The organism is Rahnella sp. PD4, from assembly GCF_049199325.1.
Classification (GTDB): Bacteria; Pseudomonadota; Gammaproteobacteria; order Enterobacterales; family Enterobacteriaceae; genus Rahnella; species Rahnella perminowiae.
Map to the genome: position 1 here is coordinate 1 of NZ_JBLZQF010000020.1, position 13,727 is coordinate 13,727.

The following is a 13,727-nucleotide window of genomic DNA, read 5'->3' on the forward strand; positions in this document are numbered from 1 at the left end:
CTGCCGGGATTCCAGCCGTTTAAGTCTTAACTGGTAATGGTTGTGGACCGGTAATTTACTGCCAGCAAGAATGTATTCCTGAATGCTCATCGTTTAAGTCCTTTTAACGCTCATGGGCGTGAATACCAAAACTGAAACCAAATAACGGGCAATCACGTTATGTAAACAGCAATGACTACCTAAAGCTCTTCCTGCTTATCAATCCATAGTGCAGCAGTGGAAGGCGATGATAATTGATGGTCATAATCCAATAATAAAGCATTGATGGTGTGAATATATCAATGAGTTTAAGTTTTCTGCATTAACAGAATACTTACAGCACACCATTGTCTTAAATCTTCCGTTCCCGAAATGAGAAAATAGCATAAGTCAGTGATGCACTAAAGCAAACTAGGTCACGGAAAAATGTAACGAAATTATTAATGAGGGAGGGTGTGGAGATTTATTAGGACTATTCTCGCAAATCACTCGGATTTTTCTTTAGCGAAAAGTCTGAATGATTAGATGCTTGCTAATTAATTGAATGATCGCGCCTTCACTAAAGCCAGATTTTTCTCATCAACTTGATAAAAAACAATGCATCACTAATGTTACTTATTCCTTTGAATAAACAGTGCAGCGATATCTGAGATATGAAATTAGCTTTCATGCCAGAGGTATTCTGAACCCTTTTCCGGTAAAGTCCCAAAAAATACCGAGCTTCGACCAAAGCATGCCGGAACAAAAACAGGCTGATGTCTTTGTTTTCCTCCAGCCTGGCAAGCCGGATAATCTCCGCAATGACTTCAATGTAGCTTTGTGCCCTGACATCATAATAATCGCGCCGGTGGGTGATGGAATGCGCATTCACCTTATAGGTGTAATCCTTGCAATCCGACAGATAAAAGCGCCCGTTGCTGGTTGCGAGATGGATGGTCCAGAGAATATCTTTGTGGCTTTTGCCAGCCTGAAAGGATAAGGAATGTTGCCGGATACCATCCAGCGCGAATCACGACAAACCCAAATTATTTTTCTGTGCTTAATGCTGTCACTGTGATGATTCAGTTATAGGATTCCAGTTAGGGGCACTATGATATCCGCTCCCGAAATTTGTCTCTTTTTATTTACAGCATTACCCGCTAGCTATTCCTAGCTGACGGGTTTATTTTATGGACTAATTAAGCGGAATACTAAGCATTTATTATTTAACATCAAAAATGACACGTAGCAGGAAGGCTTCAAGCGTCTCATCACTTATTTCCACCACCCCGGTTATCATCGACCAGGTGAGGATTTTGCACTGACGATTGTCGTAGAGAGAATAGTAACCATCGCCGATATCATAAAGTGGTACGGCCTGCTGTGGATAATCCTTGCCTTCACGTAGCGGTTCTATCGCGCTTAGAATATTCAGATGTGAAGTGGCAGGGACGCCAAGACCGTAAATTTCCGTAGCACCAGAGGCGACCAAACCAAACTCAGATAAGTAGGTTTTATATTCCTCTGAAAAATGCATACGTAGCGCCTGTTCCGCAGCGTTAATTTCATTTTCTGTTGCAGGGCGAATATCGGCGTCGTGCGTTGCAACCTGCTGCTCTAACTTTTTCATGCTGCCTCCTTTTCCTGAAGTAGCTTAATCTCTTCCGCTCGTGCTTTCCAGTGCGCTTCGCGCTCTTTGCCGAATGCCCCACGGTCGATTTCAGATTCTTTTGTAGTGTCATGCAAGATAGTATTATTTCCACCTTCCATATGCTGCGCGTGCGTTAATTCTGCCAGCGGGGAATCTGCCTTCTGCCCGACATGATGTAATTCTATAGGTTTACCATTGGCATCCAGCGGCGCTTTGCCCTTTTCCATACGTTCAAGATTGGTGTCACCCAGGGAATCTGTTTGGTCCAAATCGATTTCAGTATTAATTAACGCATCATTGCCGTTAACGGTCTGACATTCCAGCCCTGCATCCTGATAAATCGCCGCCTCTTCTTCGCTGGCAATACTATCGATAACTTCGTCGCTGTAACCTTCCTCGCTGAGAACCTCTTTAGTTTCGTCAGAAAGCGGCGTCAGTTCGTTGCGCGGTAAATCCAGATCAACGGGCCTGTCGAGATCTTCAACATTAATGTCCTCGATCTTCAGGTCTTTCACACTTTCCATCAGATCACCCAGCGCTTCCATCGCCAGCTCTTTTAATACAGCCATTTCAATCATGCTACAGCCTCCGCGGTGACGTGTTTACGCCATGCGGCATAGACCTTCAGGTATTCATCATTTCTGCCAGCCAGTTCGCGCATAAAACACTGCTGCACCGCCCGCTCAAGTCCTGCGGGCAGTTCACCGGTTTGCTTAGCAATAAGCTGGCGGAACGACTGTTCCAACTGATTGAAGTCCGGAGCGGCGCGGACGCATCGTTCAATGGAGGTGGTGCAGTTGAGAAGGTTAACTACCAGTTTTGCCATGCGAGTAAAATGCTGTTCTTTTTGCAGACTGATTCCTCCGGTTGCGCGGAACTCATCAAATAGTGTTTTCAGCGCAATTTTTTGCCCGGTTGCCAGCAAACTACCTTCCAGCCCAGCTTCCAGCGACTCCAGGGGGATCTCCTGAGGCTGGCACAGGCGCGGAGCCATCAGCCAGGCAATCAGTTGCTGGTTAAAGAGCTGGTGATTGTCGGTAACAACGGCTGTGGCTTCGTAATGGAATATCTCTTCTTTACCGGCAAATTTATTAATCCGGCATAGCACCGGCTCCAGCCAGTCGTTTTGGTAAACTAGCGCCACCCCTTGCGGTAGCCGCGCCAGCTCATCAAGCTGCTCGTCGTTCAGACCTGCGGATTTTCCCGCGATACGCCGGTCAGCCTCCTCTGGCAGGCGCATGATAATTTTAGTGTTGGTATTACGAATCGCAGAAATATCAACGGCATAAGGGGATTGATCAGCAATAATAAACCCTTCACCCCAGGTACGCATTTCGGCAATAGCATTAGAGAGCATCTCCACCGATTTTCCCGTAATGTCATTCCCTTCGCCGCCACCGCCAGAGGCGTTGCGTCTAAGAATGTTGTGAGCTTCTTCCAGCACCGTGACATGTTTCAACGGCTGGTTCATACCTGAAAATGCAGCGCGGTGTTCACTCAGGCGGATAACCAGAATCCCCATAATCAGGGATTTCGTCTCTTGAGAGCCAATGCGGCTAAGATCGATAATCACATTGCTGTCGAACAACTCCGCGTTATCAATTTCTTCACCACAGAAAATCAGTCCATTCAATCCGTTAGTCAGCGATTTTACGCGTGTCACCAACGAACCGGTGTAATTGCTTTTTAGTTCCTGAGAGTAGGCGGAATCATCAATCACCGCTTTCAGTTGCGTTAGCAGATCGTTGAATGTCGGGAACAGCGCTGGGGTGAAACGGTTGACGGAACTCACCATATTCCAGCCGCATTCACTATAGCTTTGCAGAATTGCTTCTTTCAGAATTGCTGGCATAGCGGCATACATTGGCCAGCACATGGTGAATATTTCCACCAGCCGGTCAATATGCTCAAGGACATGGGTTTCATCCGGGAAGCGGAATGGGTTTATGCACAACAATTCGCTGTACTTCGCATTGCTGCCCAGAACCCGCACATCGCTGCGGTGACCAAACATATGCTTGTATTCGCCTTTCGCCGGTTCAATCACCATAAACGGAACCTTATGATGGCCCAGTTGGGAAAGCACCTCGTAAATAGCGTTACTTTTCCCCGCGCCGGTTGAACCCGTCACAAATAGGTGGCTCGCTAACTGGTTGACATCTAAGTTGATAGTTTGTGGTAGATCGTTCCAAAGATGGCGTATAGAGCCCAGGCAAATTTCGCGTTCAGCATGCGTTCTAATGCCGTTGCTATCAAGGCGTTGAACTTTACGCCCGAAAGCCTGCGTCTGAAGTACCGCCACGGTGGAGGTAGAGCGGCGCGGCAGGCTAAGCTGAATCGCCATTTCTTTGCCTGAAACAAGCGTTGCAGGCGTCAGGTAATCAATATTGATGCCTTCAGAAAAAACTGGAGTCAGGCGCGGGTGTGTAAGCGTTGCCAGCCAGTCGAGCACCATTTTTTTGTTTTGTGACTGCCAGGTCGTGAGTGCAAAATCTTCAGTACTGGAACGACTGCCGCGCATCAGGCCCAGGAAAATACTGGCTAATGATTCCGAAGAGGCCGCACTGTCACCGATAAAGTAGGCAGCGGTTTGCCAGCCGCCGTAGGTTCGTGCTTCATTGACGCGCTCCAGGTGGTGGTCAACTTTTTCCAGCATCTTTTCAATAGTTTTATCGCTGATTTCAAAGGAAATTTGTTGACTGTTACCCTGGGTTTTATTCAGCGATTGGCTGTCGGTATGGCTGGTCGTATCGGTTTTGCTCGTCGTTGAACTGTTGGCTTGTGACAGGTTAGTAGTATGACTATCGGAAAGACTCTCTGACCCGCCACTATTCTGGCTGGCAGAAATATTTCTTGGTAACACTGTATTTTTCAGCAGGGTGCCGATACCGCCGACTACCCCCATTCTATCGCCCTGAGCGCGTGCCTGTTGATATTCATCATAGGTGCGCGTGAAAGCGTCGGACGTGCTTACGGTTTGCGACTCTCCCCAGCTTTCCGTGGTCGATTTACTGGTGGTATCGGAAGTTCCTTTGGTTTCAGTCATTCCCAGGCTTTCACCCAACGACTGGCTCAACCCTTCACTGATGCTCAGACCAACGCTTTCGCTATCCTGTACCCCAAACGAATACTGCCTTTTTGCCAGGCAAGAGAGCTGTGTCGCTACTTGCTCATAACCGGTGCGGATCACTTCCAGATTTTGTGGCGAGACAGGTTCTGCAAGGATGAGTGCCTGATAAACACGGCTTTCCGCTGCATCGATAAAATGCTCCAGCCCTTGCATGAAATGCTCATGATTATCGGTAGACAAGGATGGCACGCCCGTGACAGCGGTGATTGTCGCCGAAGGTTCATCCTGTTGCGCCAGCGCCCCATCAAGCAGTTCGTCGGTTTCACCCGCTGCAAGCGGTACCAGGCTGCTGCCGGAAAAGTGCCCTTTGAAGGTTTCTTTCAGCAGTTCACCTGAGTTATGCCCCAGCATTTTTCCCGGCGTACCGCGTGTGCCAATGTACAAATTGGTTTCACGTCCATCGGATTTCAGGAACAGAAAGACGGCGTAACCGGCTGCACCCAATGCGGTGTAAGCAGCCGTGGTGCTTTCAAGCACCGACTGTTTGTTTTCCTGCACGATGCGTTCGATGCGGAAAATACGAACATCCCCGGCACGATTGGTTGGTAGCCCTGTCTGAGTGGATATAGACTGCAACGGGTAATTTTTCATCTCCGCCAGATAGCTGCGATTGATGAGCGTTCTTGCTGATTGCAAAGTTACATCCGTGCGCTGCTCTAGTTCTTTCAGGCGCGCTGGCGTCATCGTTAATTGCGTCATAAATCCATCCTTAGAGTAGAGAAATCACCAGCGCCGCCAGTACTGCCAGTGCCCCGCCAGCCATCAACGCGATACGCAGAAAGCCAGGCTGTGGGTGGGAGGAAGCATCAGAGTGCGGGCGTGGAGCTGTCTGTGACTTAGGCTGTGGCTGGGTTTTTGGCTTGATAATGATGTGCTCAAAACCCTTAACTCCGTGCAGGCGCAGCGAGTTTCGTACCGTAATCAAGTGTTCGAAACGGACTTTGGCAAAGTTGCTATTCAGATAAGAAGTTTGCAGGTCGTAGTAATCGGCATCCCACTGGCTGGGGTTGTTATTCATTTTCCCTGCCAGAGAGTTTTCTTCATAGTCGACAAATAAATCGGCGACCCGCTCCTGTGTCCAGGCGACGGCCTTGTTGATTTCATTATCTTCAAGGCGGTTGTTTTCAAGCTCATTGATTAAGGCCGAACGCACCATGCTGGTAACGCCTTGTTCAACCATTCTTGCCAGATTAGCGCCGGGTAAATAGCCTTGCATATTCATTGTGTTCGTTCCCTCTGTGCGCCCGGTTACCGGCGCTTTTGCAAATCCAGCAATATCATTACGAATCAGATACTCACGAACATCAATAAGATGACTGATGCGCTTCTCGGCGAAGTTGTTCTGCGCCAGCTTGCGTTGGCGGTCGAAATACCCGGCGTTCCAGTCAAGCTCATCCGGCTCAATGGCCGCGAAGATCTCGTTGACCAGGTAGTCATCAAAGAAATCAGCAATAGCGGCGCTGGAGGCAACAATCTGGCGTATTTCATCGCCTTCCAGTTCGTTACGGGTTAACTGCTCAAGTAAATTCTGGCGCAGGCTTTGCCGTGTTTTAGATTTATCGTCCATCATGACTTCCTTATTAAATGGCCAGCGTATTATCAAGCTTCGCTTTAAAATCGATAATCCAGCGCTGCTGCTCTCTCGCCTCAGCGATAGTCTGCTCGCGAACCTCTTTATTATTTAGCTGCTCTTGCATCGCGCCGATTAAAGCTTCGAACTTCTCGTTAAATTCGCGTTCAATAAAGGCCAGATAGTTTTTCACCAGCTTATCTTTATCCGACTCAAATTTTTTCAGCGCGCTGGCCCGGAAGTCATTAAACTCGCTTTCGATGATGGTTCGTTTCTCTTTCCAGGTTTCATTCATATCGACATATTCGACGGTGCGGTAATCGTATTCGGTACGCTTACGCCCCCAGGAGAATGGGTTATACCAGTTGGAGTCGCTGACCTCGCGGCCGTTATAGCGTTCCTCTTTGGTTTTAACATCGCGATCGTTGAGGCTAAGGTTAAGCGACATATCCTGCATGCTCTCTTTGAGGCCCTGCAGCAAAGGCAAAGCCAGGGTGCGGGCTTCACCAAATATCTCGGCGATAAATTTCAGATACTCTTTTTGTAATTCATCTTTAATATGCTGTTGACCGTCCGAGAAGGCAATTTCAAAATTACCGATCAGATCGTTACTGGCAAACGTCAGTTTCCGCTCGGCATTTTCTAATTCAATTTTTGCACGGTTTACATCCACCTCTCCCTGAGCGCTAATTTCATTGGACAGTTCCTTTAACAGGCGGCGGAATTTCATATCTTCCTGAGTGAATCTTTCAGCAATGAACGCCGGCAGCCCTTTCCCTTCACGGCGAAGCTGCTCTTTATAAGCTTCGGTATTCAGCCCCTTTTTATGCCTTTCCTGCAGCAAAGTAATTTCATCATTAATCAGCACCAGCTCTTTTTCATCTTTCTTGAGCTGCTCGGCAAGCTGGGTTTCTTTCATCCCCAGACCAATGGCACGATGCAGCGCGGCATAAGCGCGATTCAGACGAGTTGGCACGTTATATTTATCGATGTATTCATCAATCATCACTTCTACGGCGGGCAAACCGCTGCGCTTTAGCACATTGGTAAAGCCACGCTCTTCAAGACTCCGGCGCACGCGTGAGGTAAGCGGCATGTATTCCGGGAAGTTCATCGTCGGCTCTTCGAGGAACAGATCCGTCAGGGTATTCACATCTCCGCGTTCTTTGCGGGTTAAGGAATCCGGGTGTTTGCGTAACAGACGAGTTAAGTGTGCTGATACCGGGTACACCTGCGGGTTCCGGATACCGTTACTTTCAAGATAGGTCTTCACCCGCTGCAGCGCTGCACCAACATTTTCGCCATTTTCAGGGTCAAAAGCATCCATCTTATTCACGACGAAAATGAAACGATCTTTACTTTGTTTACCGCCTTTTTGCATGGTTTCAGCGACCAGACCCAGCAGGTTTTTATCGTCGTTAGTGCCCAGTTGCGTACCGTTGAGCACATAAAGAATCAATGGGTTACGTCTTGAATCCTTAATGAAACCCATGGTTTTAAGCTCATGATCTGCATCCTGGCTGTTATTTGGTCCTGGCGTGTCGGTCAGTACAAGACGAACATGATCGCGCGGTTGCATCGCCACGATATTGCCACGCAGTTCAATTTCCTGCGTATCCGGTAACTGGTTCCACTCTTTGAGCGTATCAACGTTGATTTCTGGCAGCGACTCTTCCTCACCTGCGCTTGAGAAGCGGCGCGCCGTAAAATTTGCCCCAGTGGTTTTATCATCAATGATTTGCGCGATGGTTGCGGTGGTAGCTTCGTTTGCCGCGGGCAGCAGATCCTGGCCAAGCATGGCATTGATTAACGTTGATTTGCCCGAAGACATGGTTGCGACAACATATACGTTAAAGTCATTGTTGAAGGCTTCGCGAAAATCGTTACGCACCTGTTCGTTGTTGACGATGTAGTCATTGAACTGCGGGTTGAGCTTCGCCTCTTCCATCAGCGCATTAATCTCGTCCAGACGGTCTTCCGTCGCACGCACTGGTTGCCAGCGCAGGCTAATTTCCATGCCGCTCTCACGTGCTTTTGTGGCGGCATCCTGTACATCCATAAAGTCCGATTCAACGCCTTTAAACTCAACCTCAAGCTGTGTTTCTCCGTTAAGCAACGCCTGTATCTCGCTAAACAATGATTCCACCCAAAGCTGTAACCGCGCTTCTTTATAACTGGAGAGTTTACATCCTGGCGCAGGCTCGGTTCCGTTGACCAAAAACGTAGATTCCACGGTAAAGGGGTTATGTTCCAGATATATGCTGTTCATAGATTTCCAAAGGATTAATTATGCTGTGAAAGAAAAATTTCCAGGGTGCGAATACCGCTGTAGGCAATAAATTGAATCAACTCAGTTTTATCAAACATGTCTGACTGCTTATTTTCAGGCAGTGTCCTTTTCAATTCGGCGCGAACTTTGCGCTTAATCGCCACAGAAATATGCGATGCTTCATTCAGACTAAATTTGTTTTCTCGAAAACGCTCGAGTTCGGCCTGCAAACGATGCTTTTGATTACGCGTAATACTTTTGCGATTGAGTACTTTTTTGGCAATTAAGGATGTTTGCATCATCGCCGGTATAATGACCGGTTGCCGGTACCCTGTTTGCTCCAGATATTCTCGAGCTTTTTCAAGAAAAAGCTCTATGGTCTCGCCGCGCTCGTCATCAAGCTGATCCACTTTATTGAGGATAAAAATAATCTGGTTGCCTGATGCTAACGCCGGGCTATTTTTTATGTCTAGCAGCAGTTGCTTATCGTCAAGAGTTGCCAGTTGGGTTGCATTGAGCACATATACCAGCAGTTTTTTCCCCGGTAATGTCAGCGCTGCGTCCAATAGGTGTTTATGACTGGCATCCTGGCTGTTGTTCGGCCCTGGGGTGTCGTAAATAACCAGCGGCTTCACTGTTTTGCGCAAGCTGTCAATACGGCAATCCAGCTCGATATATTTCACTGCCTGATGACTGTTCCACTGCCTGAGCGTCGCACTTTGCACATTGTTACTACGTTCATGGCATTCGCCCTGTTGGTTGTAGCTCACTCCTTCGATGCGCTGACGTAAACTGCGGTTATGAGTAATACGTGTTAGCGTCGCCGTTGCTGCTTCATTAGCCGAAAAAAGAATTTCATTGCCAAGTAGCGCGTTAATAAGCGAAGTTTTCCCTGCACTCATTGTAGCCGCAATAATTACATTACAATGTTCCGGCCTGGTAAATAGTTTCCTGGCGGACTTTTTTTTGCTTGGTTTGTTTTCTGCCATGCCCTTACCTTATATTCCCAGATAATTTCTGATTACTTTTTCCATTTCCTGCTGTAAATTTTCAGGTGAAATAATTCTCAAGTGGGGTAACCAGTATTGCACCACAGGCAACACTTCATTTTTATGCGATACATTTGTAGATATAATTAACCCACCATCAGTCAGTTCTTTTTCTATGATCTGTCCAACTACCAAATCCCGGCGCTGAAAGTATTCAGCCACTTCAGGGGATACTTTTATTACCACTTCAAATTTTTGTTCAGTACTCCATACACTCTCTTCATTTTTCAACGTTTCCGTTAGCGCCTGAGAGCGCTCAAAGAGATCGAAAGTACAATTTAAGGCAGATATTTTACCGAGCGTGAACTTCTTAATTTTTTCTTCATGCTGCGCGGCGAGATACCAGACCCCGTTGTGGTTAATCAACTGATAGGGCTCTACGCTGTAACTTCGCTGTTCGGCGCGTTTGTAATAGCTAAATGACACACGACGACGTTCATCAATTGCCTGCTGTAAACGTGTGAAATTGTCAGTTTGCTGCTCACTTTTGATGTAGTGATGGCCCATCACAAGGATATTCTGCGTCGAAGTCGGGTAAAACATGGACTGAAGCATTTTCCTGTCCAATACTGGAAATAATCCTTTTACTCCCGCTACGCAGGCAAAAGTATCAATGCTTGAGGCATCAAACTTTCCCAGATACTCAGGACGCAGACTATAGCCATTGAGGGCAGCGTTTTTCTCTATCCCTGTGATGGAGAGTCGCTCTTCTATATCACGACGAATGGTGCGTTGATGCACCCCGTATTCTTCAGCCAGACCGCTAAGCGTTAAAGTTTCACCACGGTTAAAACGTAATAAAATATCCGCAAGACGCGTAGCCAATAAGAGATTTTTTTTGCTCATTTTTCACTTCCGTGTTGTTCATCTGTTGGTAAGCTTACATGCGCTAGTTGACAGGTTGTGTCACGTATGAAAAAACTCTGACATTAATTATTCTGTCGAAAGCTATTAAGAATAATATCGGCACTCAGGCGTAAAACTTAAGCGATTATCCCATTGTTTTACCACAGGCGTCGCCTGTATCACGGAGGGGGCGGGAGGAACTGAAGGATGAAGGGCTAGCTGAAATATCCCTTAATGCTGACTGGACTACATAGACATGGAATCGCACCAACAAAGTCGGTGCCGCGAATGAATAGACTTTCCTACGTCTGAACTGACCAGGCCAAGAAGCAAATCAAAGCACATCTACATTTGTTGAATAATAAGACGATATTCAGAGAGGTTGGCAGCGTGGTGATTCACAGTTACAATCACTAGCCTCGAAGTTGCTTATTTTTTCAGCGAAATATGATTGGGGGCCTAATTGGGGGCTCCGGCGTTTTTCGAACAGGCAAAAATACTGTAATAACAAGGGTTGTAATGGCTATATTCGAATCCTGTAGGGGACCATTTCAAATCAATTAGTTACGCCTTCTTCACTTCACCATCACCATCCAAAAGCGCCAGAGTAGTCACATGAATTGCCATAACGTCATCGATTTTTGCATGCGTGCTCGGTCAGGTGATTTGGCGACAGGTGTGCATACCTGCGTACCATCTCGATAGATTCTCAACCTCCCATTTCCTGCAGTGCAGAAAGTGGCAACCTAGCCTGGACCAACCAACTTGCCTAAATGTGTCTCAGGTCGTGGAAACGGAAATCTGTAATACCAGCCCGCTTTAAACCAGTCCTCCAGGCCGTGTTATCATCAACGCGCATCTTTCTCACCTCAGCAGTCTTTGTTCCATCAGCGCGGTGCTAGCTGAGTTATGAACAAATACGAACTTGTGGTGACGACCAATCTGCTCTTTCAGAACTTTGCATGCGGTATCATTCAGTGCGACGCCAATAGCCTTGCCCGCTTTGGCGTTCTCCGGATGTATCCACGCTACCCGTCGCTGCATACCAATCTGCGACCATTCCAAATCCAAGATCTTAGACCTGCGCACTCCTGTGGCCAGCGCGAAGATCACAATCGGTTTGAAGCCGTCCGGCATGCATTCGATGAGCGTTAATGCCTCTTCGCGTGTCAGCCATTTTATGCGGCGGGAGATTGGCTTTCTCGTCTTGATGACAGGTGCTTTGCTTAGCCACTTCCATTCATCAGCGGCGATCCGAAATAATCCGCGAATGAATGAAAGGTATTGGCTGCGCGTGGCCGCTGAAATCAGCTTCTCTTTGTACTCATCTAACGGTGATGTTGGCGGTTTCCCGGGTGGCGGTGGAGCCGGTAGTTCGTCTGGCCAGTCTTCATACGGTGCGGATAAAGGGGCTAACGGCTGCATCACACTTGAGGAGTACGCATAATGATTAAGAGTTATGCTCTCATAGCAAATGAAACAATATTAGTCGTAAACACTATTGTTGCCGATGAAACATTTCAAATTGAAGGTTATTATTTGATAGAAATATTAGATGGAATATTTTGCCAAACCGGCATGTATTATAATGAATTAGATGGGTTATTTTATTATGGCGAAGGCTTTACCACCTCTATTAGAGTCACATTGGAGTAACTCTAATAGGTTGAAATGTAATTAACTGAAATTAAGAGGTGGTGCTTTGAATCGCATGCAAATTTTACGTGATAATTTAATTGCAGGTTTTTCAATTAAAGTATGTGCAATGTTTGCAGCTATATAACAAAGTGCTATCATTAAGCTAAAGCATATAAATCTCTGCGTGTCGGTTAGTTGGTGTTTTTCAAAAAAATATTGCCTGAAAAACGTCATCAAAGGGAAGTGAATGATGTAAAGTGAATATGAGATATTACCCGCATTGTTTAAGAAAGATGATTTAAATGTAGGCCCATACTTATCAATGCATACAGTAGCGATGAGCAATGGAAGTGCAACCCAGAAACTTCCAAATAAACCAACGGGTCCAAATCCGAAAATAATAACAACCGAAATGATTACAAATAGACAAGTTAGTAATATATAGCAGGTAGTAGACTTGCCAGGTTTATGATTGAATTGCATGAAAGCCTTAGCGATCAGCATCCCAGCTATAAACTCAAAAAGGACTGTAGTACTCAATATTTTTGTTGGAACCATCCACCACTCGCTTATGTACAATTTTGCAGACATTTGAGATGAAAATGAAAATTCATGATTGAATATTAATTGCATCCCAGCGACAATAATTAAGATAATTGCAGAGCATACAGCAACGCGGTACTTTTGCGAGATTGCCATGGAGACACAAAAAATAGTATAAAAATAAATTTCATAAGTTAATGTCCATGGGGTACCCATTAAATTGAAACCGTATGCTGGTGCATTTCTGTAATTATAATCATTGTGAAACAACAGAAGTGATTTTATTAAATCCTTCCATGAGGCGTTACTATATATTGTCAGAGAAGCAATAAACCACACCACTATAAAAAGTGGGTATATCCTGAATAGTCGCTTAACTGCAAATTCTGTTACACTCTCTTTTTTCTGTGTCGCATAAGTTATAATAAAACCACTTATTATAAAAAACGTGTCTACACCAACGCCATCGGTTGTTACATATTTTTGTGCGTATTCTGGAAGTACAAAGTTATAGTGAAGAAATACAACGAGTAGAGCAGCGACCCCTCTCAAATAGTGAAGGTTATGTAGCTTTCCCATTATTTATCACTTCTCCTTATTATACATTTTGATACAACCTGCTCGCCAGACACAAGCTAATGCAACAAAAATAGCTAGCAAACCTCGAACGCCACCGGATCTTTTAAGTCTTTGCATGAAATTATACCTTTGAATTTTGTCTCAAGATTGTAGCAATAAGGCCCCTTACAAGAAACCTTCATCAATCATTCTTTCGTTGCTGATCAGGCACCTGAGATTTCTCCGGCTTTTCCCGCTTCATAATTTAAAATTATCGTGATAATGCTGTATGCATGAACAGTATTTGTGAGGTGGGTTATGGGTAAGGATTCTAATTTCGACATCGTGTATAGGGAAGAGGTGAGAGACTGGATACCGCCTGGCAGATATGTAAGTATCCCACCAAAACGGCCCATTCATTTTTAGAGATCTTCCGACATACTGATTATGTCCCCTGAGGAGATCGCTATGCGTAAGATCCGATTCACTGAGCACCAGATCATCGCCGTCCTGAA

General features: G+C 46.0%; 10 protein-coding genes and 1 pseudogene. 2 read left to right on the forward strand and 9 right to left on the reverse strand.

Annotated features, from left to right (window positions below; genetic code table 11):
* Positions 1–712: 712 nt before the first annotated feature.
* Complete coding sequence (locus ACOZIO_RS24860; protein ID WP_421595873.1) at positions 713–958, forward strand: hypothetical protein; 246 nt, start codon at positions 713–715, stop codon at positions 956–958.
* Positions 959–1,180: 222 nt separating this feature from the next.
* Here ACOZIO_RS24860 and ACOZIO_RS24865 read toward each other — a convergent pair whose 3' ends face one another.
* From ACOZIO_RS24865 to ACOZIO_RS24900, 8 genes and pseudogenes are all read right to left on the reverse strand, one after another.
* The gene (locus tag ACOZIO_RS24865) at positions 1,181–1,588 is read right to left on the reverse strand and encodes an SMI1/KNR4 family protein (protein WP_217234011.1); all 408 of its coding nucleotides are present in this window, start codon (positions 1,586–1,588) and stop codon (positions 1,181–1,183) included.
* Complete coding sequence (locus ACOZIO_RS24870; RefSeq protein ID WP_129952094.1) at positions 1,585–2,187, reverse strand: HNH/ENDO VII family nuclease; 603 nt, start codon at positions 2,185–2,187, stop codon at positions 1,585–1,587. The genes ACOZIO_RS24865 and ACOZIO_RS24870 overlap by 4 nt, the downstream gene beginning before the upstream one ends.
* Positions 2,184–5,438 (reverse strand): ATP-binding protein, encoded by a 3,255-nt coding sequence (locus tag ACOZIO_RS24875; RefSeq protein ID WP_129952093.1) that lies wholly within the window; start codon positions 5,436–5,438, stop codon positions 2,184–2,186. The genes ACOZIO_RS24870 and ACOZIO_RS24875 overlap by 4 nt, the downstream gene beginning before the upstream one ends.
* Positions 5,439–5,448: 10 nt before the next feature.
* Positions 5,449–6,309, reverse strand: a complete 861-nt coding sequence (locus tag ACOZIO_RS24880) for a hypothetical protein (protein WP_240782812.1) — start codon at positions 6,307–6,309, stop codon at positions 5,449–5,451.
* A gap of 10 nt (positions 6,310–6,319) precedes the next feature.
* Positions 6,320–8,578 (reverse strand): dynamin family protein, encoded by a 2,259-nt coding sequence (locus ACOZIO_RS24885; RefSeq protein ID WP_129952092.1) that lies wholly within the window; start codon positions 8,576–8,578, stop codon positions 6,320–6,322.
* A gap of 14 nt (positions 8,579–8,592) precedes the next feature.
* The gene (locus ACOZIO_RS24890) at positions 8,593–9,567 is read right to left on the reverse strand and encodes a dynamin family protein (protein ID WP_129952091.1); all 975 of its coding nucleotides are present in this window, start codon (positions 9,565–9,567) and stop codon (positions 8,593–8,595) included.
* A 9-nt stretch (positions 9,568–9,576) separates the two neighbouring features.
* Positions 9,577–10,473: a helix-turn-helix transcriptional regulator gene (locus tag ACOZIO_RS24895; RefSeq protein ID WP_129952090.1), complete on the reverse strand. Its 897-nt coding sequence runs from the start codon at positions 10,471–10,473 to the stop codon at positions 9,577–9,579.
* Between the two features lie 631 nt (positions 10,474–11,104).
* Positions 11,105–11,865: pseudogene (locus ACOZIO_RS24900) on the reverse strand (site-specific integrase); the annotation flags it as partial.
* Positions 11,866–11,919: 54 nt separating this feature from the next.
* Between ACOZIO_RS24900 and ACOZIO_RS24905 the strand changes: the two are divergent.
* On the forward strand, positions 11,920–12,129 hold the full coding sequence (locus ACOZIO_RS24905; protein ID WP_129952089.1) for a hypothetical protein: 210 nt from the start codon (positions 11,920–11,922) through the stop codon (positions 12,127–12,129).
* A 21-nt stretch (positions 12,130–12,150) separates the two neighbouring features.
* Here ACOZIO_RS24905 and ACOZIO_RS24910 read toward each other — a convergent pair whose 3' ends face one another.
* Positions 12,151–13,233, reverse strand: a complete 1,083-nt coding sequence (locus tag ACOZIO_RS24910; RefSeq protein WP_421595874.1) for an acyltransferase family protein — start codon at positions 13,231–13,233, stop codon at positions 12,151–12,153.
* Positions 13,234–13,727: the final 494 nt, after the last annotated feature.